The organism is Xanthomonas sp. NCPPB 1638, from assembly GCF_041475635.2.
In the GTDB taxonomy this organism is placed as follows: Bacteria; Pseudomonadota; Gammaproteobacteria; order Xanthomonadales; family Xanthomonadaceae; genus Xanthomonas; species Xanthomonas cucurbitae.
Genome location: NZ_CM192984.1, coordinates 580889 through 602561, shown reverse-complemented (window position 1 = coordinate 602561; position 21673 = coordinate 580889). Strand labels below are relative to the sequence as shown.

Below are 21673 nucleotides of genomic sequence, written 5' to 3'. Positions count from 1 at the left end.
GCATGGAAACCAAAGCCAATTACGTCCTGATCGGCGCCTTCACCATCGTGGCCGGCCTGGCCTTGCTGCTATTCGGGCTATGGGCCGCCAAGTACTCCTCCGACCGCACCTGGCAAGAGTACCGGGTGGTGTTCCGCGAGGCGGTGACCGGCCTGACGGTCGGCAGCCCGGTGCAATACAACGGCATCGCGGTCGGCTCGATCACCGAGCTGACCCTGGCCCCGAACGACCCACGCCAGGTGGTGGCGCATGTGCGGATCAATTCCACCACGCCGATCAAGAGCGACACCCGCGCCAAGTTGGGCATCACCAGCCTGACCGGCCCGTCGATCATCCAGCTCTCCGGCGGCACGCCCGAAGCGCCATCGCTGACCACCATCGACAAGAGCGACGCGCCGATCATCCAGACCACCCCGTCGGCGCTGCAGAACATCACCGACACCGCCAACCGCATCGTCGAGCGCATGGACGAGATGCTCTCGGACAAGAACGTGGCCAGCATCACCGCCACTTTGCAGAACCTGGAAAAGATCAGCGGCGGCATCGCCGACCGCGACGAAGGCATGCAGGCGTTGATCGTCAGCGCACGCGATGCCGCGCGCAATCTGGATACCACCCTGACCACCACCAATGGCACCATCAAGCGGCTGGACCAGAACCTGGTGCAGCAGTTGCCGGGCATCCTGGAAAAGCTCGACGCCACCCTGGTCAAGCTGGATTCGGCTGCCGGCAACGCCGACACCATCCTTGGCGAGAATCGCGCGGCCATCAACAGCTTCGCCAGCGATGGGCTGGGTCAGCTCGGGCCGACATTGACCGAATTGCGCGGTCTCATCCGCGACCTGCGCCGGGTCAGCGACAAACTGGACAACAACCCTGCGCGTTACCTGCTCGGCCGCGACGCACCCAAGGAGTTCGAACCGAAATGACTGCCATGCGCCTGTTGCGTCCCGTGTTGTGTGTTTCGTTGCTGGCATTGGGCGGTTGCTCGGTACTGTCCGGCGGCGACCAGAAGCCGGCCACGATCTATGCGCCCACCGTGCGGATCACCCCCAATCCATCCTGGCCGCAGGTGCGTTGGCAACTGTCGGTTGCCAAACCCAGTGCCGCGCGCGTGATCGACAGCCCGCGTATCAACGTACGGCCCACGCCGGGCGAATTGCAGGTCTACCAAGGCGCCGGCTGGGCGCAACCCGCCACCGACCTGCTGGAAGACAGCGTGGTCCGCGCGTTCGAGGACTCCGGCAAGATCGCCGCCGTGGCTCGCATCGGCACCGGCATCCGTTCCGACTACAAGCTGGCTATCGACGTGCGCCGCTTCGAATCCGATTACGCCGGCCAGTCGCTGCCGTCGGCCACGATCGAACTCAACGCCAAGCTGCTGCATTCGGCCGATCAGCGCGTGGTGGCCTCGCGCACCTTCCTGGTGGCACGCCCTTCCAGCGCCACCGATACTGCGGCAGTCGCGGTCGCTTTCGAACAGGCGCTAACCCAGGTCACCACCGAACTCGTCGGCTGGACGCTGACGACCGGGCAGCAGGACAACGCCTCGCTGCCGCAGACACCGTAAACGCCGGGCATCCCGAGCATAAGCGCCGTGCGCGCCGTGCTCAATCCCCTTCTCCCGCACGCGGGCGCCCGAAACGGCCTCCCTTCTCCCACACGCGGGCGCCCGAAACGCCTTCCCTTCTCCCGCACGCGGGAGAAGGTGGCGCGCAGCGCCGGATGAGGGCACTCCGGCATCACCGCACAACACGCTCACCGAGCAACCGGCGCTAGCCGTGGCCATTACGCCGATGCCACCGGCGCAATCTGCCGGAAGGTCAGATTGATCCGCTCCCCCACCAGCCGCACCGTGCGTGGCAAGGCGTGCTTGTAGTAACGCTGGGTGTCGCCCCCCATCAACAGCAGATCGCCGTGCCCCAGTTCCAGTGTCTGCTTCAGCGCCGCATTGCAGCGATGCTTGAACGCAAAGCGCCGCGTCGCGCCCAGGCTGACCGAAGCGATCACCGGCTGCGCCCCCAGCTCCGGCTCGTCGTCGCTATGCCAGCCCATCGCATCGGCCCCGCTGCGGTAGCGGTTGACCAGCACGCTGTTGAATGGGTGCCCCGTCTCGGCCTGCAGCCGCGCACGGACTGGCTGCAATGCGTCCAGCCACGGCTGCGGCGCAAACCGTGTGCCGGAATAGCGGTAGCTGGCATCCGCATCGCCGATCCAGCTGCTCAGGCGCGGCGAATCCACTACCCGCCCGAACATGCGGATGCGGTGCACTTCCCACCGCACCTGCGCCAGCAGGGTCTGCAGCAGCGCATCGGCCTGCGCCGCGTCAAGCCATCCTCGCTGCCAGTGGATCTGCGCCCCCGGCAATGCCACCTCGATCTTCATCGCCCGGACGCTAACACGCGTGTCCGCAACGCGCCGTCGGCAGCGGATGAATCGGCCCGATTTGCCGCCGTCACATGCAATCCCGGAAAATGCGGCTCAGCCATCGAGCCAACGGGAGCGGAGCAATGTCGGTAACGGGAGTCGGCGCACAGGCGCCAGAGGCGGTCGAACGTGACGTCATGGAATACGACGTCGTCACCGTCGGTGCCGGGCCGGCTGGGCTGTCGTTTGCGATCCGGCTCAAGCAGCTCAACCCCGCGTTGAGCGTGTGCGTGATCGAAAAGTCCAGCACCATCGGCGCGCATATCCTCTCCGGTGCCGTGATCGAGCCTGGCCCGCTGGATGCCCTGCTGCCGGGCTGGCGCGACACCCCGCCGCCGATCTGCGTGGCCGCCACCGACGACGAATTCTGGTTCCTCGGCAAGGACAGCGCGCGCAAGTTTCCGGTGGTGCCGCCGGGCATGCGCAACCATGGCAATTTCATCGTCAGCCTTGGCGCCATGTGCGCCTGGCTGGCGCCGCAAGCCGAAGCGCTGGGCGTGGAGATCTATCCGGGCTTTGCCGCCGCCGAAACCCTGCACGACGACAATGGCCAGGTGATCGGTGTGCGCATCGGCGACATGGGCGTGGCCAAGGATGGCGCGCACAAGCCCGGCTACACCGCCGGCATCGACATCCGCGCCAAGGTCACCGTGCTGGCCGAAGGCGCGCGCGGCCATCTGACCAAGCGGCTGTTCAAACGCTTCGACCTCACTGCCGACAGCGACCCGCAGGGGTATTCGATCGGCATCAAGGAACTGTGGCAGGTGCCAGAAGGCCGCGTCAGCCCCGGCAAGATCGTGCACACCCTGGGCTGGCCCGCCGACAACCGCACCTACGGCGGCAGCTTCCTGTATCACCTGGACAACAACCAGATCGCGCTCGGCTATGTCAGCGGGCTGGACTACAGCGATCCCAAGTACCAACCGTGGGAGGCCTTCCAGCAATGGAAGAACCACCCGCTCATCAAGCCGCTGCTGGAAGGCGGCACCATCCTCTCGTCCGGCGCGCGCGCCATCGTCACCGGCGGCTGGCAGTCGCTACCGAAAGTGGACATGCCCGGTGCCCTGCTGATCGGCGATACCGCCGGCCTGCTCAACGTGCCCAAGATCAAGGGCACTCATCAAGCGATCCGCAGCGGCATGCTGGCCGCCGAACACCTGGTGCAGTCGCAACTGGTCCCGCAGGGCTTCGACGCCAAGCTGCGCGCCTCCGCTGCAATGACCGAGCTGAAGCAGGTGCGCAACATCAAGCCCGGCTTCAAGAAGGGCCTGTGGTTTGGCCTGCTCAACGCCGCCTGGGAAACCGCGCTCAAGGGCGCCTCGCCGTGGACACTGAAGAACAAGCCCGACTGGTCGGCGTTGCGCAAGATCGGCGACTACGAGCAACCCACCCGCGACTACGTCGCCCGCGAGCTGGCCCCGCGCGACCGCCTGCAGGCGGTGTACTTCGCTGCTACCGAACACGACGAAGACCAGCCGGTGCATCTGCAGGTGCTGGACACCGACATCTGCGCCACCCGCTGCGTGCAGGAATACGACAACCCCTGCACGCGTTTCTGCCCCGCCAACGTCTACGAAATGGTCGCAGACACCGCCAGCCCATCCGGCAAGCGCCTGCAGATCAATGCCGCCAACTGCGTGCACTGCAAGACCTGCGACATCAAGGACCCCTACGAAATCATCAATTGGGTGACGCCGGAGGGTGGTTCGGGCCCGAACTACCAGAACCTGTGAATTCGTCTCATCGTTCGATTGGGAATCACCTGCGCACCCGCCTGTTCGGTCTGCTGCGCGCCGCGTTCCGTGCCATGCCGCTCGACGAAGCGACACGGGACCGTTGGCGCGGCTGGTTCCTGGACCGCCATGCCGACTGGGTGCCGGAACCTGCGCGTGGCCGAAGCGGCCACGGCATCGCTCGGCGTCCAGCAGCGCGCAGCGACCAGGCCGCGATCGGGCATGTGCCCTATCGCACCGAAGCCCTGCCTGAGGTACTTCCTGCAAGCCTGATTGCCTTTTACCTGCCGCAATTCCATCCGATTCCGGAAAACGATGCGTGGTGGGGCAGAGGCTTTACCGAATGGCGCAACGTCGCTCGCGCGCTTCCGCAATTCGAAGGGCATCTGCAACCCCGGCTCCCGGCGGATCTAGGCTTCTATGACCTGCGCAACCCGCAGATCATGCGCGAACAGGCGCGCCTGGCGCAGGAGTACGGCCTTGCCGCATTCTGCTTCTATTTCTACTGGTTCGCCGGCAAGACCTTGCTGGAAATGCCTATCCTTCAATGGCATGAAGATGACTCGATCACGTTGCCGTTCTGCCTGTGCTGGGCGAATGAGAAATGGGCGCGGCGCTGGGACGGGCGCGGCGACGATATTCTGATCGATCAAGCGCATGATGCCGACGACGATCTCGCCTTCATTGCGCACGTTGCGTCGTACATGCGTCATCCGAAGTATTGGCGAGTCGAAGGACGTCCACTGCTACTGGTGTATCGACCCAATCTGCTTCCCGAACCGGCACAGACCGCCGCGCGCTGGCGCACCTGGTGTCGCGACAATGGCATTGGCGAAATCCACCTGGCCTACGTGCAGGGTTTCGAACGCCCGGATCCGCGCGATATCGGATTCGATGCGGCGGTCGAATTTCCTCCCAACATGAGCACTCCACCATCGGTGGCGGCCCAGCAGCGCCTGCTGAATCCGGATTTCAGCGGCGAGGTGCTGGATTGGCGCGTGCTTGCAAGCGAGATCGCGCAACGTCCGTTGCGCGACTACACGCTGTACCCGGGGGTCAATCCAGGTTGGGACAACGAGCCTCGCCGCTCGGGCAAAGGCCGGGTCTATCTGCACGCCTCCCCTCGCCGTTATCGGGACTGGTTGTCCAACACCGTGCGGCAGCGCCTCGCAAATGCGCCGGCCGCGCATCGCCTGGTCTTCATCAATGCCTGGAACGAGTGGGCCGAAGGCGCCGTCCTCGAACCGGACATGCGCCTGGGGCATGCATGGCTGGAAGCGACGCGCCAGGCGTTGACACGCTCGGCCGATTGCGTTCCTCCACCGCACCGGCACGGCGCCTGCGTGGTCGTGCACGCCTGGTATCTGGATGTGCTGGACGAGATCCTCGACGCGCTTGCACCCTGCATCGCTGCGTTGCGGCTGATCGTCACCACCGATGTGACGCTGGTCGGACACGTGCGTCAATGCCTGCGGCAGCACGGCATCGAAGCGGAGGTGGAAGGCTTCGAGAATCGAGGCCGGGACATCCTGCCGTTCCTGCACGTGGCCAATCGCTTGCTCGACGAAGGCGAGCAGGTGGTCTTGAAACTGCATACGAAGAAATCGACGCATCGCCACGATGGCGACGCATGGCGGCGCGAGATGCTGGCCGCGTTATTGGGCGGTGGGCGCATGGACGCAATCGTCAGTGCGTTCGTCGCCGACCCGCAGCTTGGGCTTGCCGCACCAGCGCAGCATCTGTTGGCCGTCACCGACTTTATCGGTGGCAACACCGATGCGCTGGATTATCTGGCCGTTCGCACCGGGACGCGCGCGGTGGCCGAGCACGACCGGTTCGCCTCCGGCAGCATGTTCTGGGCAAGGCTCGAAGCGCTGCGCCCGCTGCTCGATGCGCATCTGCAGCCAGGCGACTTCGAAAGCGAGCTAGGCCAGATCGATGGCACCCTGGCGCATGCGATCGAACGCTTCCTCGGCCATGCGGTCGGCCAGTCAGGGCACCGCCTTGCCACGATCGAAGGCCTGCTGGGCCAAGGCGAACCGGCAGCGGGCACGCCCTATCGCTATGCACGCAAGGCGCCATAACGGCGCCTTGCTGATGGTGGAACACATTGCCGCCTTTTCAGCTCCGGAAATCCGTGCCGGTCTTGGTGCGCAATTCGGAAATCTCCACCCCGTCCGCGGCCTCCACCAGCACCAACCCATCGGTCGTCACATCGAACACCGCCAGGTCGGTAATGATGCGATCCACCACGCCCACACCGGTCAGCGGCAGGTCGCATTCGCGCAGGATCTTGTGGCTGCCGTCCTTGGCGACGTGTTCCATCAGCACCACCACGCGCTTGACCCCGGCCACCAGGTCCATCGCCCCCCCCATGCCCTTGACCATCTTGCCGGGCACCATCCAGTTGGCCAGGTCGCCACGATCGGTGACCTGCATCGCGCCCAGGATCGCCAGGTCGATATGGCCCCCACGGATCATCGCGAACGAATCGTGGCTGCCGAAATAACTGGCGCCAGCACGTGCGGTCACGGTCTGCTTGCCGGCGTTGATGAGGTCGGCATCGACGTCCTCTTCGGTCGGAAACGGGCCGATGCCGAGCAGGCCGTTTTCCGATTGCAGCCATACATCCACGCCGTCGGGGATGTGGTTGGCCACCAGCGTCGGCAGGCCAATCCCCAGATTGACGTAGGCGCCGTCGGTAAGCTCCCGCGCGGCACGCGCGGCCATCTCATCGCGGGTCCAGGCCATCAGGTGTCTCCCTTGCGCACGGTGCGCTGTTCGATGCGTTTTTCCGGCGCCGCGTTGAGCACCAGTCGATCGACATAGATGCCCGGCAGATGCACCTGGTCCGGATCGATCGCACCCAGCTCCACGATCTCCTCGACCTCGGCAATGCAGATGCGTCCGGCCATCGCACAGGCCGGATTGAAGTTACGTGCGGTTTTGCGGAACACCAGGTTACCGGCGGTATCGGCCCGCCATGCCTTGACCAACGCGACATCGGCCTGCAATGCGGTTTCCAGCACGTAGTGCTTGCCGTCGAATGCGCGGGTTTCCTTGCCCTCGGCCACGATGGTGCCGTAGCCGGTAGCGGTGTAGAACGCGGGTATGCCCGCCCCACCCGCGCGCAGACGCTCGGCCAGCGTGCCCTGCGGGTTGAATTCCAGCTCCAGTTCGCCCGCCAGGTACTGGCGCTCGAACTCCTTGTTCTCACCGACATAGGACGAAATCATCTTGCGGATCTGGCGGGTGGCCAATAACTGCCCCAGCCCGAACCCATCCACGCCGGCATTGTTGGAAATCACCGTCAACCCGCCCACCCCGCTGTCGCGCACGGCGGCAATCAAGGCTTCCGGGATTCCGCACAATCCAAAGCCGCCAACCGCCAGGGTCTGGCCATCGGCCAACACCCCGTCCAGCGCAGCCTTGGCATCGGCATGGCGTTTGCCGCCAGCCGTACCACGTTCATCGTTGCCCATCACCGCCCTCACCTCGCTGATGCGAAGCGGCCATTCTATCTGCTGAGCGTTCCCTGTCCCTGGTCGCAGTTCCGCCACACCCAAGACACGGCGCAGCCGCTAGACTCCTGTGTCCCCCATTTCAGGAATTGCCCATGTCGCTACCCGCCTTCAAGGCCTACGATATTCGCGGCCGCGTGCCGGATGAACTCAATGAGGACTTGGCCCGCCGGATCGGCGTGGCACTGGCGGCGCAGCTGGATCAGGGGCCCGTGGTCCTGGGCCACGACGTGCGCCTGGCCAGCCCGGCGTTGCAGGAAGCGTTATCCGCCGGACTGCGCGCCAGTGGCAGGGAGGTCATCGATATCGGCCTGTGCGGCACCGAGGAGGTCTATTTCCAGACCGATCATCTCAAGGCCGCCGGCGGCGTGATGGTCACCGCCAGCCATAACCCCATGGACTACAACGGCATGAAGCTGGTGCGCGAGCAGGCGCGCCCGATCAGTTCGGACACCGGCCTGTTTGCGATCCGCGACACGGTCGCGTCCGATACCGCCGCGCCCGGCGCGCCCACGGCCAGCGAACAAAGCCGTACCGACAAGACCGCGTACCTGGAGCACCTGCTCAGCTATGTGGACCGCAGCACCCTCAAGCCGCTCAAGCTGGTGGTCAATGCCGGCAACGGTGGCGCCGGGTTGATCGTGGACCTGCTGGCCCCGCACCTGCCGTTCGAATTCGTGCGCGTCTTCCATGAGCCCGATGGCAACTTCCCCAACGGGATTCCCAACCCGCTGCTGCCGGAAAACCGCGACGCCACCGCCAAGGCGGTCAAGGATCATGGCGCGGATTTCGGCATTGCCTGGGATGGCGACTTCGATCGCTGCTTCTTCTTCGACCATGGCGGCCGCTTCATCGAGGGCTATTACCTGGTCGGCTTGCTGGCGCAGGCGATCCTGGCCAAGCAGCCGGGCGGCAAGGTCGTGCACGACCCGCGCCTGACCTGGAACACGGTCGAACAGGTCGAGGAAGCCTGCGGCATCCCGGTGCTGTGCAAGAGCGGCCATGCCTTCATCAAGGAAAAAATGCGCAGCGAGAACGCCGTCTACGGTGGCGAGATGAGCGCGCACCATTATTTCCGCGAGTTCGCCTACGCCGACTCCGGTATGATCCCGTGGTTGCTGATCGCCGAGCTGGTGTCGCAGTCCGGCCGCTCGCTGGCCGACCTGGTCGAGGCGCGCATGCAAAAGTTCCCCTGCAGCGGCGAGATCAATTTCAAGGTGGCCGATGCCAAGGCCGCGGTGGCCCGGGTGATGGAGCATTACGCCGACCTGTCGCCGGAGCTGGACTACACCGACGGCATCAGTGCCGATTTCGGTCAATGGCGTTTCAACCTGCGCAGCTCCAACACCGAACCGCTGCTGCGCCTGAACGTGGAAACGCGTGGCGATGCCGCCCTGCTGGAAACGCGTACGCAGGAAATTTCCGACTTGTTGCGCGCCTGATCTACCATTCTCCCCCCACCTTGACGCACTGGAGTTTCCCCCGCCCATGAGCGACGTCCTTCCGATCATTCTGTCCGGCGGTTCCGGCACGCGCCTGTGGCCGCTGTCGCGCGAGTCCTACCCCAAGCAGTTCCTGCCGCTGGTCGGCGACAAGAGCATGCTGCAGGCCACCTGGCTGCGCGCCGCTCCCGTTGCGGGCCATGCCCCCATCGTGGTGGCCAACGAAGAGCATCGCTTCATGGCCGCCGAGCAGCTGCAGCAGCTGGGTGTCAAGCCCTCTGCCATCCTGCTGGAGCCCAAGGGCCGCAACACCGCCCCCGCCATTGCGGTCGCCGCGCTGGAAGCCACGCGCGATGGCGGCGATCCGTTGCTGCTGGTGCTGCCCTCAGATCACGTGATCGGCAACGAGGCCGCCTTCCAGGCAGCGGTGACCGTTGCCGCCGCCGCTGCGGCCCAAGGCAAACTGGTGACCTTCGGTATCAAGCCCAGCGCGCCGGAAACCGGCTACGGCTACATCAAGGCTGGCGCAGGCACCGGCGCATCGGCCGTGGAGCGCTTCGTCGAAAAGCCGGACCTGGCAACCGCGCAGGGCTACCTGGCCAGCGGCGAGTACTACTGGAACAGCGGCATGTTCCTGTTCCGTGCCTCGCGTTACCTGGAAGAACTGCGCAAGTTCCATCCCGCCATCGCCGACGCCTGCCAGACCGCGTGGCAGAACGGCAAGCGCGATGCCGACTTCACCCGCCTGGACAAGGACGCGTTCGCGGCCAGCCCGTCGGATTCGATCGACTATGCGGTGATGGAAAAGACCGCCGACGCGGTCGTGGTCCCGCTGGATGCCGGCTGGAACGATGTCGGTTCGTGGTCGTCGCTGCTGGATGTGTCCGAGCAGGACGCGCAGGGCAACGCGCATCATGGTGACGTGATCCAGCTGGATTGCCGCAATACTTATGCCTACGGCTCGCGTCTGATCGCCATGGTCGGCCTGGAAGACGTGGTGGTCGTCGAGACGCCGGATGCCGTGCTGGTCGGTCACCGCGATCGCATCCAGGAAGTGAAGGAGGTGGTCGGCCGGATCAAGACCGACGGGCGCTCCGAGGCCACCTGGCACCGCAAGGTCTATCGCCCGTGGGGCGCCTACGACTCGATCGACATGGGCCAGCGCCACCAGGTCAAGCGCATCACCGTCAAGCCCGGTGCCGTGCTGAGCCTGCAGATGCACCACCACCGCGCGGAACACTGGATCGTGGTCAGCGGCACTGCCGAAGTGACGCGTGGCGAAGAAGTGCTGCTGCTGACCGAAAACCAGAGCACCTACATCCCGCTCGGCGTAACCCACCGCCTGCGTAATCCGGGCAAGCTGCCGCTGGAACTGATTGAAGTGCAGTCCGGCAGCTATCTGGGAGAGGACGACATCGTGCGCTTTGAGGATACCTACGGGCGGGCCTGATGGTTCGGCAAGGCGACTGATGCGCGATGAAAGCAGCCGGGGATTCCCCGGCTGTTTTTTTATGCCCTATCTTTCCGCGTTGAGGGATGCCGTAGCGACGCGGCGAACTTACCGGTTGCCGGCAGCCAACTCGGCAATCACGTCGCGCAAGCCTGCACGCCACTCCGGCAAGGCGATGCCGAAATCGGTTTGCAGCCTCTCGATCGACAACCGCGAATACGCCGGCCGCCGTGCCGGTGTTGGATAGTCCGCCGTGGTGATCGGCACGACCTGCGGCGCTCGCGCCAACAGACGGACACTGACCGCCTCTTCGAAGATCGCTTCGGCGAAGCCATGCCAGCTGGTCTGCCCTGCGGCGGTGAGATGCCAGGTGCCGGATGTTTCGGTATTGCGCTGGCGCAGCAGTTGCGCGGTCACATCGGCGATTAGGGACGCCGGCGTCGGCGTTCCGATCTGATCGGCGACCACGCGCAGCACGTCGCGCTCGGCACCTACACGCAGCATGGTACGTAGGAAATTCGCGCCGTGCGCGGCATACACCCACGCGGTGCGCAGGATCAGATGCCGCGCGCCCGAGGCGCGGATGGCCTGCTCGCCGGCAAGCTTGGTCTCGCCGTAGACGCCCAAGGGCGAGGTCTGTGCATCCTCGCGATACGGCGCAGCGCCCTGTCCATCGAAGACGTAGTCGGTCGAGTAATGCACCAGGGGAACGCCATTGGACGCGCACCATTGCGCGATGGCCCCCGGGGCCTGCGCATTCGCACGCAGCGCGCTGTCGCGCTCCTGCTCGGCGCGATCCACTGCCGTATAGGCAGCGGCATTGACCACGCAGGCAGGCTGCAGCTGATCGAGCAATGCGGTGAGCGTTTCAGGCACGCCGAAGTCCGCCGTTTCGCAGGCGCTTCCATCAGGAAGCAGACCGCTACGTGTCGTGGCCCGCACCGGACCATCGGCTGCCAGCGCACGCAACAACTCCGTACCGACCTGCCCGTTGGCTCCGAACAGCAGCGTGGTCACGGCACGAAGACTGGCAGGCGCTCGGCCGGCACATCGCTCAGGAACGGTGCATTGGCATCCTTGGCGGACAGCAACGGATTGCTGATCGGCCAATCGACGCCGATCGTCGCGTCATCCCAGCGCACGCTCGCATCGGCTTCCTTGACGTAGATGTCGGTGCACAGATAGCTGAACAATGCCCGTTCCGACAACACCGCGAAGCCATGCGCGAAGCCTTCCGGAATCCACACCTGCCGACGGTTTTTCGCACTGAGCAGCACCGCGGTCCATCGCCCGAAATGGGGCGAACCGCGACGAATGTCCACCGCGATGTCATACACCTCGCCTTCCAGCACGCTCACCAGCTTGCCCTGGGGACGCGGCCACTGGTAATGCAGCCCGCGTAACACGCCCTTGGCGGACGTGGAGACGTTGCTTTGCACGAAGTGCGTCGGCAGGCCATGTCCGCCGAAACGCTCCGCATTCCAGGTTTCGAAGAAAACGCCACGCTCGTCACCGAACACGGCCGGTTCGATCACCATGCAGCCCGGCAGATCGGTCGCGATCACTTTCAATGGACTTTCCCTCGCAACGCAAGCTCATGGAGATACTTGCCGTAATCGTTCTTGAGCAACGGCGCGGCCAGGCGCTGCAACTGCGACGCGTCGATCCAGCCCTGTCCGAAGGCAATCTCCTCCGGGCAGCAGATCTGCAATCCCTGCCTCGCCTGGATCGTCTCGATGAAATTCGCCGCTTCGTGCAAGGACTGATGGGTGCCGGTGTCCAACCAGGCGTATCCGCGCCCCAACGCCTCCAGATGCAGTGCGCCGGCTTCAAGATAGCGACGGTTGAGATCGGTGATCTCCAGTTCCCCGCGCGCCGACGGCCGCAGCTCGGCGGCGTAGTCGGCCGCGTTGCCATCGTAGAAGTACAACCCTGTCACGGCATAGTTGGAGCGCGGCACGGCCGGCTTCTCCTCGATCCCGACGACCTTGCCGCTCGCATCGAACTCCGCCACACCATAGCGCTCGGGATCGTTGACCCAGTAACCGAACACCGAAGCGCCCTGCTGCCGCGCATCGGCACGCTGCAGCAGGCTGGTCAATCCATGTCCGTGGAAAATGTTGTCGCCCAGCACCAGGCAGCTCGGCTTGCCCGCCGCGAAGTTGCGACCGATCACGTAGGCCTGTGCCAGCCCGTCGGGGCTGGGTTGCACGGCGTACTGGATATCCATTCCCCACTGCGAGCCGTCGCCCAACAATGCCTGGAACAGCGCCTGCTCGTGCGGCGTGTTGATGATCAGCACCTCGCGGATACCCGCAAGCATCAGCACGCTCAGCGGATAATAGATCATGGGCTTGTCGTACACCGGCAGCAGCTGCTTGCTGATGCCCTGGGTGATCGGGTAGAGGCGAGTGCCGGAACCGCCTGCCAGGATGATGCCTTTGCGTTGTGTCATGCGCTGTTTCCTTTGGACGTCCGCACAGGGATGCGCGGGCTCTTGCGAGGGGCTAGGGGTCAAGCTGCCGCGCCGATCCGTTCCAAGCGGTAGCTGCCGTCCAGCACACCCTGGACCCACGCCTGGTTGCTCAGATACCACTCGACCGTCTGCGCGATGCCCTGCTCGAAGGTGAATGCCGGCTCCCAACCGAGTGCGTTCTTCAACTTGGAGGCGTCGATCGCATAGCGGCGATCGTGGCCGGGACGGTCGGTGACATGCGTGATCTGGCTCGCGCGCGGTTTGCCATCCGCGCGCGGACGGTGCTGGTCCAGCAGCGCGCAGATCGCCTGCACGACCTCGATGTTCTGGCGTTCGGAATTGCCGCCCACGTTATAGGTTTCGCCGACTTCGCCCTTCGCCAGCACGGTACGGATCGCCTCGCAGTGGTCGCTGACGAACAACCAGTCGCGCACCTGCTTGCCATCGCCGTAGACCGGCAACGGCTCGCCGGCCAGCGCCTTGGCGATCACCAGCGGAATGAGTTTTTCGGGGAAGTGGTACGGGCCGTAGTTGTTCGAGCAATTGGTCGTCAGCACCGGCAGCCCGTAGGTGTGGTGGAACGCGCGCACCAGATGATCGGATGCCGCCTTGGACGCCGAGTACGGCGAATTGGGGGCATACGGCGTGGTTTCGGTAAATTTACCGGTTTCCCCAAGCGTGCCGTAGACCTCGTCGGTGGACACGTGCAGGAAGCGGAACGCCGCGCGGCGCGCGTCCGGCAACGTCTTCCAGTGGTCACGCACCGCCTCGAGCAAGCCCAGCGTGCCGACCACGTTGGTCTGGATGAACGCGCCGGGGCCATCGATCGAACGATCCACATGGCTTTCGGCGGCGAAGTTCAACACTGCGTCCGGCTGATGCTCCTGCAGCAGGCCGGCGACACATGCACGGTCGCCGATATCGCCCTTGACGAACACGTGATCCGGATTGCCGTCCAGCGCCGCCAACGTGTTCAGATTCCCCGCATACGTGAGCGCGTCCAGATTGACCACGCGAATTCCGCGGGCCACCGCTTCAAGAACAAAATTGCCACCGATGAAACCGGCACCGCCGGTTACAAGCCAAGTCGTCACTGTCCACTTCTCCTGATCGCTCACGGACCGTACTGCATTCCTCGAACCGCACAGGATATACGCTCCAGGCAATCCCATACCTTAAGCGGACACCACGCGAGTGCCGCGCCACGATATCCATACGCAATCGCATGGTGCGCCCACCCTGGTTAGAATGGGCGCACTCCCGAGCCTGCTGCCGCGGCCGGGCCTTCCCGCAACAGCTGAAGGATCTCGTACACGATGAAAATCCTCGTCGCCTACAAGCGCGTGGTGGACTACAACGTCCGCATCCAGGTCAAGCCGGATGGCTCCGGCGTGGTGACCGAGGGCGTCAAGCTCTCGCCCAACCCGTTCGACGAAATCGCCCTGGAAGAGGCGCTGCGCCTGCGCGACGCCGGCATCGCGAGTGAAGTGGTGGTCGCCACCCTGGCGCCGGCCGACGCCGCCGCACACCTGCGCAATGGCCTGGCCATGGGCGCCAACCGCGCCATCCATGTGGTCACCGACTCCGCCATCCAGCCGCTGACCGCCGCCCGCACCCTGCTCAAGCTGGTCGAGAAGGAGCAGCCGGACCTGGTCATCCTGGGCAAGCAGGCCATCGACGACGACGCCAACCAGACCGGCCAGATGCTGGCCACGTTGTGGGGTCGCCCGCAGGCGACCTTCGCCGGCAAGCTCGTGGTGGCCGACGGCAAGGCCACGGTCACACGTGAAGTGGACGCCGGCCTGGAAACGCTGGAAGTCGACCTGCCGGCCGTGATTACCACCGATCTGCGCCTGAACGAGCCGCGCTTCATCAAGTTGCCGGACATCATGAAGGCCAAGAGCAAACCGCTGGAAACCTTGGCGTTCGCCGACCTCGGCGTGGACGCGCACGACAGCCTGACCACCACCCACCATGCCGCGCCGTCCAAGCGCAGCCGCGGCGTGATGGTCAAGGATGCCGCCGAACTGGTGGCCGCACTCAAGCAGAAGGGGTTGTTGTAATGGCCAAGGTTCTCATTGTTGCCGAACATCTCAACGGCCAGCTCAATGCGGCCACCGCCAAGACCCTGAGCGCCGCGCAGGCAATCTCGGCCGAGTCCATCGATGTGGTCGTGCTGGCAGCCGACCCGGCCGCCGTCGCCGCGCAGGCCGCGCAGCTGGCCGGCGTTGCCCGCGTACTCACCGTGACCAATGCCGCCAACGAACACGCCATCGCCCAGGTGCTGGGGCCGCAGATCGCCCAGCTGGCAGGCCAGGGCTACACCCATGTGTTCGGCCCCTCCACCACCTTCGGCAAGGATTTGATGCCAGTGGTTGCGGCACTGCTCGGCGTTAATCAGGTCTCCGACCTGATGACGGTCGAGGACGCCTACACCTTCAAGCGCCCGATCTACGCAGGCAACGCCATCATCACGGTCAAGGCCCCGGCCGACCAGATCGTGGTGGCCACCGTGCGCAGCGCGTCCTGGCCCGAAGCGGCCAAGGGCGGTAGCGCGGCGGTCGAATCGGTGACGGTCGATGCGACCTTGCCCACCCATACCCGCTTCATCGGCCTGGCGGCCGGCAACTCCGACCGCCCTGACCTACAGAGCGCCAAGCGCGTGGTCTCTGGCGGCCGCGGTGTGGGTTCGGCGGACAACTTCAAGCACATCTACAGTCTGGCCGACAAACTCGGCGCAGCCGTGGGCGCCTCGCGCGCGGCCGTGGACGCCGGCTACGTGCCCAACGAGCTGCAGGTCGGCCAGACCGGCAAGATCATCGCCCCGGAACTGTACGTGGCCATCGGCATCAGCGGCGCCATCCAGCACCTGACCGGCATCAAGGACGCCGGCACGATCGTGGCGATCAACAAGGATGCGGAATCGCCAATCTTCGAGATTGCCGATATCGGGTTGGTGGGGGACCTTTTCACTCTCCTGCCGGAACTTGAGACGGCGCTCGCATAGAGCGCTGTCCACTTCTTTGCTTAGCATCGTCTCCTAGAACGGTCGCTCTGGTTGTAAACTGTTCAACCCCCGCTCAGGCGAGATGGTCATGGATCGACATGTCGCATCGGCCTGCACCCGCCATGCAGAGGATCCATCGCGCCCATGATTGTCGGTAGAGGACTGCTTGCATCCGCTTTTGATGCTCAAGCTATTGAAACACTGGAGGCCACATTATTCGCATCCGGAGTCTCAAATTCCAGCGAGATCGAACCCTCCGCCTATGCACGCGAACAGCAACTGCTAGAGGAGCGGCTGGCGGCCGCCAAGGGCGCCTTCGTCTATTTCAGTACGTGCAGCATCGAAGACCCAGATCGCGGGAGCGGCCAATACGCTCGTCACAAAGTGCGGATGGAACAGTTGGTTGCCGATCGCGGCGGCCGCTATCTGATCCTGCGCTTGCCGCAAGTGGTGGGGCGCACGGGAAATCCGCACAACCTGATCAATTTCTTGACCGACCGTCTGCGCTGCGGCAGGCCGATCCCGATGTGGTCCGGTGCCGTGAGATGCCTGATAGACGTTGAGCACGTCGCAGCAATCACCATGCACCTGCTGCAGGATGGGGCGCCTGAGCAACTGCGCGCCAGCCTGGCGCCGCCGGAGGTCATCAGCATGCCGGCACTGCTAGACGTCATGGAATCGATCTTGGGCATGCATGCGCGCCGCGAGATTGTCGACCGCACCGGGGGGGCGCAGCCGGATGCCACACTCATGGTGCGGGTCGCACCGACACTTGGTATCGACGTAAGCCCCGGGTACACGCGGCGCCTCCTGGAAAAATATCATCGCCATGACAATGCCAACTGAGACCTGCAAACTTTCGGTCGTTATCCCGGTCTACAAGAGTGCGTCGATCCTGCCAAAACTCGCAGACAAGCTGGGCCGGACACTGCCCGCCATGTTCGGCGATTCCTTTGAAGTCATCCTGGTCAACGACTGCAGCCCGGATGACTCGCGCAAGGTACTGTTTGACTTGGCGCGCGAGCGGCCTTGGTGGAAGGTGGTCAACCTACGCAAGAACGCAGGCCAGCACAACGCCATCATGGCCGGCCTGCGTGTAGCGCGCGGCCAGCAGATCATCACCATGGATGACGACCTGCAGCACAATCCCGACGACATTCCCGCGCTGCTTGTCGCTCTCGGCGATGGTTACGATGTCTGCTATGCAGGCTTCCACTCCAAGCAGCACGCGTTGTGGAAAAAAGCCGGAAGCGCACTGAATGACCGGATGGCGGTGTATCTGCTTGGCAAGCCCCAGGGACTCTATCTGTCGCCGTTTCGTGCGATGGTCGCTGGAGTCCGGGAAGAACTGGTCAAGTTCACCGGCCCCAACGTGTATCTCGATGGTTTGATTCTTACTACCACGACGAGAATCACCAGCATCAAGATCGACCATCACGCGCGTGCAGACGGACAGTCCGGTTACAGCCTCCGCAAGTCCATCTCGCTGTGGCTGAAGATGGCCACCAGCTTTTCGGTATTTCCCCTGAGACTTGCCTCGCTGATGGGGATTGCCGTCTCCATGCTTGGCTTCCTGCTTGCGCTGGTCTTTGTCGTTCAACGGTTCACCGTCAACGCCATGCCGGTCGGCTGGGCTTCCCTGATGGTTTGCGTGCTCATCACTGGCGGCGTCCAGTTACTTGCGATCGGCGTCATTGGCGAATACCTCGGCCGCGCCCTGCGGCACGTGAACGCCACGCCGCAAGTAGTGATTGAGTCGACCGCGAATATCCCATCACATAACGAACGGGCCACATGATGAAATTACTGCGCGTGGCGCTGGCGGACCCGCGCATCCGCCAGTTTGTCCTTTACGCGGTCTGCGGGGGCTCCGGCGTCTGCCTGGACCTGTGTGTTTACACCGGGCTGATCTGGCTGCACGTCAACTACCAACTTGCCAACGCAGCTGGTTATCTTGCCGGCACCCTGCTCAGTTTCGCACTGAATCGCCACTTCACGTTTCAGACCTACGATAAAACGATGCGGCGTCTCGGCCTCTTCGTTGCAACGGCCTTGGTGGGCTACCTCGTTTCCAGCGCATTGCTATGGGGTCTGGTGTCGGTCCTCGGCTGGAATCCGCTTTGGGCCAAGCTGGCCACGTTGGTGGTCGTGCTAATCCTGCAATTTTCTCTCAATCGCGCCATTACATTCCGATCCCCTGCGAGCATCTCAAGCAAATGAACCAATTCCATACTGTGATCATCGGCGGCGGTTTCGCCGGCCTATCTGTCGCCTACGAGCTCGCCAAGCAGGGTAAGCGCATCCTGGTCGTCGAGCGTGACCATGAACTTGGCGGCCTGGCAGGCGGTTTCAAGGTTGGCGACCAGGTCCTCGAGAAGTTCTATCACCACTGGTTCAACAACGATGTCGAGATATTCAAGCTGATCGAAGAATTGGGAGCAAACGACAACATCATGCTGCGCCCCACCCGGACCGGCATGTATTTTGCGGACCAGTTCTATCGCCTCAGCACTCCAATGGACCTGCTCCGGTTCGATGCCCTGCCATTCATTGATCGCATCCGTCTTGGCATCGCGGTCCTGCGTGCCCGCTCGGTTAAGGACTGGAAGAAGCTGGAGAATCTCAGTGCCAAGGAATGGCTGCTCGACCTGTGTGGGGAGAAAGCCTACAAGGTCGTATGGGATCCGCTGCTTGTCGGCAAGTTCGGCGATGTGGCCGACGATGTTTCCGCGGTCTGGTTCTGGAAAAAGCTTGTGTTGCGTGGCGGCAGCCGTAGCAACTCGGGCGACGAAGTGCTCGCCTATTATCGGGGCGGCTTCGCCGCGCTGGCTGAAAAACTCGGTGAAGCCATCGTTCGATTGGGTGGCGAAATTCGGCTTGGTACCAGTGCGACCTCGGTACTGACCGCTAATGGCATTGCCACCGGCGTGCTGCTGGAAGACGGCGAAGTACAGGCTGACAACGTCGTATTGTCGACCGCCTTCCCCATCTCCGCCAATCTGCTCCAGGGCAAGACCGACGACGCATTCCTGCAATCGCTGCGGCGCATCCGTTACCTGGCGAATGTGTGCATGGTGCTTTCGCTGGACCGAAGCCTGTCTGAGACTTACTGGCTGAATGTCAACGATCCCGGATTCCCGTACGTCGGGGTGATCGAGCATACGAACTTCGAGCCGGCCAGTTCGTACGGTGGTCGCCATATCGTCTATCTGTCTAAGTACCTTCCGACCAGCCACCCGATGTACACGATGACCAACCAGGAGCTGGTCGACTTCTCGCTGCCGCATCTACAGAAGATGTTTCCTGCGTTCGATCGTAGCTGGATTCAGGACGTACATGTATGGCGCGCCGAATATGCCCAGCCGATCGCCGAGAAGCACTATTCGAGTCTGGTCCCGGGACGTAAGACCCCGCTACCCAATGTCTACCTGACCAGCATGGCGCAGGTCTATCCGGAAGACCGCGGCACCAACTATGCCGTGCGCGAAGGCAGGAACCTGGCCAACGACATTCTGGCTTCGGATGGGCGTTAATGACTACCGAATACGTTGCACAGGGCACGGATGACTTGCGCCGGAAAATGTCGGACAACCAGCGACGTATTCGCATCTCTTTGCTGTATCTGGTCGCTGGGCTGCTGATCGTCGCGGTGCTTTACCCAATCCTTTGTAGTCTTTCGAGAGATCGTACGGGCGATGGATCTGAATACTATGCGATGGAAATGGCAATTAGTATTGAACACAGACCCTATGTTCAAGGGAAAACATGGGCAGCATATGAGCAACAAAGGATTTCAGAAAAAATAAGGGGTCTTCAGTCGGCTGATGACCTCAAAGATTATTATAAGCGCCTAACTGTAAATGGCGGAACGGATTTCAACCATTTCTGGTTTTACCCCGCGTCCGCAGCAATAATTGGGCAGGCCGGCCAAATGATTGGGCTTAGCAAAGACCCGCACGATCACTACATGCTATTGCATGCAGTATTGGTTTCGAGCCTAATTTTGCTGTGCTTTGGGTTACAAGGTTTGCGGGGAGGATTGGCCGCAGCGTTGATCCTCTTCGCATCTCCCGCGCTATGGTACGTCAACAAAGTTCATACAGAGCTTTTCACGATAACGTTGACCACCGCCTCATTGGCCTGCGCGTTACGTCATCGCTGGGCATTTACTGGACTATTCTTAGCGATCCTTACCTCTCAGAACATCAGCTTCGCAGCCCCCGCTTTTGCGGCGAGCACATTCGCCCTAATAAATCATACAAAATCGAAAAAATACCAACTATCGGCTATTGAGGTCCTCGCACTAGCACTAACGCCTGCCATTGGCGTTTTACATCCATTTTATTACTTTTCTCGGTTTGGCAGTATTACGCCACAATTGATAAATGGTGGTGCACAGGTATCAGACCTGCACATTTTATCTTCATTTCGCTACTTATCTGACCCAGATATCGGCCTACTGCCTAATTGGCCGCTTGGCGTGGTCGTGGTCGTGGTGGCCGTCAGCTCAGGTGTTGCACGTGGGCAGTTTCGTCTGCCGCGCCATCCGATGCTCTGGATTTGGATATCAGTCTACATTCTAATTTCGATGCTTGCGCAGGGCGCAACCACGAACGTTAATTCTGGCGGCACGTTTGGGCCAGCACGATATGGCCTTTGGTACCTATGCTTTTTCTATCCACTGATTTTGTTAACATTGCTACAAATTGGTAAAATAAAAAATTCACCACTAAAAATTATAATCAGTCTTGCCATCACGCTTGCGGCAATGGGCAGCATCAAGATTGCTTGGCCTCTCAAACCAGAATCTTTTCTTACTCCAAGCCGCGCAGCTCAACTTATCTATGGCTATGTGCCGTGGATTTGGAGTCCAAATGAGGAAGTCTTTTTCGAGCGCAATGCCGGAGTTGCGGATGTACCACCTATTCGGCCCGCATTGGTGTTAGGCCCAAGGTGTCGAAAGGCACTTTTCATCCCGGGAGGTGATTCGAGCAAGATCACTGTTTACCCAGAAGGCGCATGCGGATTTTCCTCAAGCACTGCAGCGAAGCTAATTGCCAGAAAAATCGGCCCCCCTCCTTCTTCATCCCAGTATTTTTTGGTTAATAAGATAGACCTACCACAAGCACCGCTTTTTCCAAGCGCGCGTGCTCTGGCTGCAAGAGATCTTCGGCCCTACTTAGGAAATGGATGGTCTCGAATTGAACCATTAGGCATATGGTCAGTAGGCGAAAATTCGGAGATTAGACTGCGCTTCCAGGGAACGACTAATGAAGGAGATGAATTGATCTTGCGGGTTACTGCTCTATGGGCAGTAGGGAGAAGTGCCATGCACGTAAATGTGAGAGTCAACGGGGGGAATTGGCAGGAGAAGGTGCTAAGTGCGTCTTCAACGCAGCCCCAAGAACTCAGGATTTCATTGCCGCAACTGCCCTCAGGAAAATCGATTCAGCTTGACTTAAATTATGATGAACCAGCATCACCTGTTCAGCTCGGCTTGTCATCAGATGACAGAATGCTGGGGATTTATCTGACCTCAATTAATCTTGAAAGAAATTCAATTATAAAGACTAAACTTTAGGAAAAACATCTTTAAATTCTTAACTTAGTGTATGCT

The 21673-nt window shown here is 62.3% G+C and carries 20 protein-coding genes; 13 read left to right on the top strand and 7 right to left on the bottom strand.

Going from position 1 to position 21673, the window contains the following annotated elements; genetic code table 11:
* Nucleotides 1-2: 2 nt before the first annotated feature.
* Entirely contained in the window at nucleotides 3-929 is a 927-nt protein-coding gene (locus ACCQ13_RS02495; protein WP_104602271.1) for an MlaD family protein, read from the top strand.
* Nucleotides 926-1570, top strand: a complete 645-nt coding sequence (locus ACCQ13_RS02490; protein ID WP_104602270.1) for an ABC-type transport auxiliary lipoprotein family protein — start codon at nucleotides 926-928, stop codon at nucleotides 1568-1570. The genes ACCQ13_RS02495 and ACCQ13_RS02490 overlap by 4 nt, the downstream gene beginning before the upstream one ends.
* A gap of 218 nt (nucleotides 1571-1788) precedes the next feature.
* On the opposite strand, the gene ACCQ13_RS02485 is transcribed toward ACCQ13_RS02490, so the two are convergent.
* The gene (locus ACCQ13_RS02485; protein ID WP_159406578.1) at nucleotides 1789-2385 is read right to left on the bottom strand and encodes an alpha-ketoglutarate-dependent dioxygenase AlkB family protein; all 597 of its coding nucleotides are present in this window, start codon (nucleotides 2383-2385) and stop codon (nucleotides 1789-1791) included.
* Between the two features lie 125 nt (nucleotides 2386-2510).
* On the opposite strand from ACCQ13_RS02485, the gene ACCQ13_RS02480 reads away from it, so the two are divergent.
* The gene (locus ACCQ13_RS02480) at nucleotides 2511-4160 is read left to right on the top strand and encodes an electron transfer flavoprotein-ubiquinone oxidoreductase (protein ID WP_104602268.1); all 1650 of its coding nucleotides are present in this window, start codon (nucleotides 2511-2513) and stop codon (nucleotides 4158-4160) included.
* 74 nt (nucleotides 4161-4234) lie between these two features.
* Entirely contained in the window at nucleotides 4235-6244 is a 2010-nt protein-coding gene (locus tag ACCQ13_RS02475; protein WP_223214442.1) for a glycoside hydrolase family 99-like domain-containing protein, read from the top strand.
* Between the two features lie 37 nt (nucleotides 6245-6281).
* Here the strand turns inward: ACCQ13_RS02475 and ACCQ13_RS02470 are convergent, their stop codons facing one another.
* Complete coding sequence (locus tag ACCQ13_RS02470) at nucleotides 6282-6911, bottom strand: CoA transferase subunit B (protein WP_104602266.1); 630 nt, start codon at nucleotides 6909-6911, stop codon at nucleotides 6282-6284.
* Nucleotides 6911-7642, bottom strand: coding sequence for a CoA transferase subunit A (locus tag ACCQ13_RS02465; RefSeq protein WP_159406576.1), 732 nt, complete (start codon nucleotides 7640-7642; stop codon nucleotides 6911-6913). The genes ACCQ13_RS02470 and ACCQ13_RS02465 overlap by 1 nt, the downstream gene beginning before the upstream one ends.
* A gap of 134 nt (nucleotides 7643-7776) precedes the next feature.
* Here ACCQ13_RS02465 and ACCQ13_RS02460 point away from each other — a divergent pair, with 134 nt between their 5' ends.
* Together ACCQ13_RS02460 and ACCQ13_RS02455 are read left to right on the top strand one after the other, a co-directional pair.
* Nucleotides 7777-9123 carry a phosphohexomutase domain-containing protein gene (locus tag ACCQ13_RS02460; protein WP_274392041.1) on the top strand — a complete coding sequence of 449 codons (1347 nt, stop codon included), beginning with the start codon at nucleotides 7777-7779 and terminating at the stop codon, nucleotides 9121-9123.
* A gap of 46 nt (nucleotides 9124-9169) precedes the next feature.
* Nucleotides 9170-10573 carry a mannose-1-phosphate guanylyltransferase/mannose-6-phosphate isomerase gene (locus ACCQ13_RS02455; protein ID WP_159406575.1) on the top strand — a complete coding sequence of 468 codons (1404 nt, stop codon included), beginning with the start codon at nucleotides 9170-9172 and terminating at the stop codon, nucleotides 10571-10573.
* Nucleotides 10574-10681: 108 nt separating this feature from the next.
* Here ACCQ13_RS02455 and rfbD read toward each other — a convergent pair whose 3' ends face one another.
* The 4 genes from rfbD to rfbB are packed head-to-tail and all read right to left on the bottom strand — an operon-like array spanning nucleotide 10682 to nucleotide 14143.
* Complete coding sequence (gene rfbD, locus ACCQ13_RS02450; protein ID WP_159406574.1) at nucleotides 10682-11590, bottom strand: dTDP-4-dehydrorhamnose reductase; 909 nt, start codon at nucleotides 11588-11590, stop codon at nucleotides 10682-10684.
* Nucleotides 11587-12111: a dTDP-4-dehydrorhamnose 3,5-epimerase gene (gene rfbC, locus ACCQ13_RS02445; protein WP_372372399.1), complete on the bottom strand. Its 525-nt coding sequence runs from the start codon at nucleotides 12109-12111 to the stop codon at nucleotides 11587-11589. The genes rfbD and rfbC overlap by 4 nt, the downstream gene beginning before the upstream one ends.
* 29 nt (nucleotides 12112-12140) lie before the next feature.
* Nucleotides 12141-13028 carry a glucose-1-phosphate thymidylyltransferase RfbA gene (gene rfbA / locus ACCQ13_RS02440; protein ID WP_159406572.1) on the bottom strand — a complete coding sequence of 296 codons (888 nt, stop codon included), beginning with the start codon at nucleotides 13026-13028 and terminating at the stop codon, nucleotides 12141-12143.
* 59 nt (nucleotides 13029-13087) lie between these two features.
* Nucleotides 13088-14143, bottom strand: coding sequence for a dTDP-glucose 4,6-dehydratase (gene rfbB / locus ACCQ13_RS02435; protein ID WP_159406571.1), 1056 nt, complete (start codon nucleotides 14141-14143; stop codon nucleotides 13088-13090).
* A 222-nt stretch (nucleotides 14144-14365) separates the two neighbouring features.
* On the opposite strand from rfbB, the gene ACCQ13_RS02430 reads away from it, so the two are divergent.
* The 7 genes from ACCQ13_RS02430 to ACCQ13_RS02400 all read left to right on the top strand — a co-directional run bounded on the left by ACCQ13_RS02430 (nucleotide 14366) and on the right by ACCQ13_RS02400 (nucleotide 21637).
* A complete protein-coding gene (locus tag ACCQ13_RS02430; protein WP_159406570.1) occupies nucleotides 14366-15112 on the top strand; it encodes an electron transfer flavoprotein subunit beta/FixA family protein in 747 nt (248 codons plus the stop codon).
* On the top strand, nucleotides 15112-16056 hold the full coding sequence (locus ACCQ13_RS02425) for an electron transfer flavoprotein subunit alpha/FixB family protein (protein WP_159406569.1): 945 nt from the start codon (nucleotides 15112-15114) through the stop codon (nucleotides 16054-16056). The genes ACCQ13_RS02430 and ACCQ13_RS02425 overlap by 1 nt, the downstream gene beginning before the upstream one ends.
* A 144-nt stretch (nucleotides 16057-16200) precedes the next feature.
* Entirely contained in the window at nucleotides 16201-16902 is a 702-nt protein-coding gene (locus ACCQ13_RS02420) for an NAD-dependent epimerase/dehydratase family protein (protein WP_159406568.1), read from the top strand.
* Complete coding sequence (locus tag ACCQ13_RS02415) at nucleotides 16886-17854, top strand: glycosyltransferase family 2 protein (protein WP_223214398.1); 969 nt, start codon at nucleotides 16886-16888, stop codon at nucleotides 17852-17854. The genes ACCQ13_RS02420 and ACCQ13_RS02415 overlap by 17 nt, the downstream gene beginning before the upstream one ends.
* The gene (locus ACCQ13_RS02410; protein ID WP_223214397.1) at nucleotides 17851-18276 is read left to right on the top strand and encodes a GtrA family protein; all 426 of its coding nucleotides are present in this window, start codon (nucleotides 17851-17853) and stop codon (nucleotides 18274-18276) included. The genes ACCQ13_RS02415 and ACCQ13_RS02410 overlap by 4 nt, the downstream gene beginning before the upstream one ends.
* Entirely contained in the window at nucleotides 18273-19589 is a 1317-nt protein-coding gene (locus tag ACCQ13_RS02405) for an NAD(P)/FAD-dependent oxidoreductase (RefSeq protein WP_159406567.1), read from the top strand. Before ACCQ13_RS02410 ends, ACCQ13_RS02405 begins: the two co-directional genes overlap by 4 nt.
* Nucleotides 19589-21637: a hypothetical protein gene (locus ACCQ13_RS02400; protein WP_159406566.1), complete on the top strand. Its 2049-nt coding sequence runs from the start codon at nucleotides 19589-19591 to the stop codon at nucleotides 21635-21637. Before ACCQ13_RS02405 ends, ACCQ13_RS02400 begins: the two co-directional genes overlap by 1 nt.
* The last annotated feature ends 36 nt before the right edge of the window (nucleotides 21638-21673 follow it).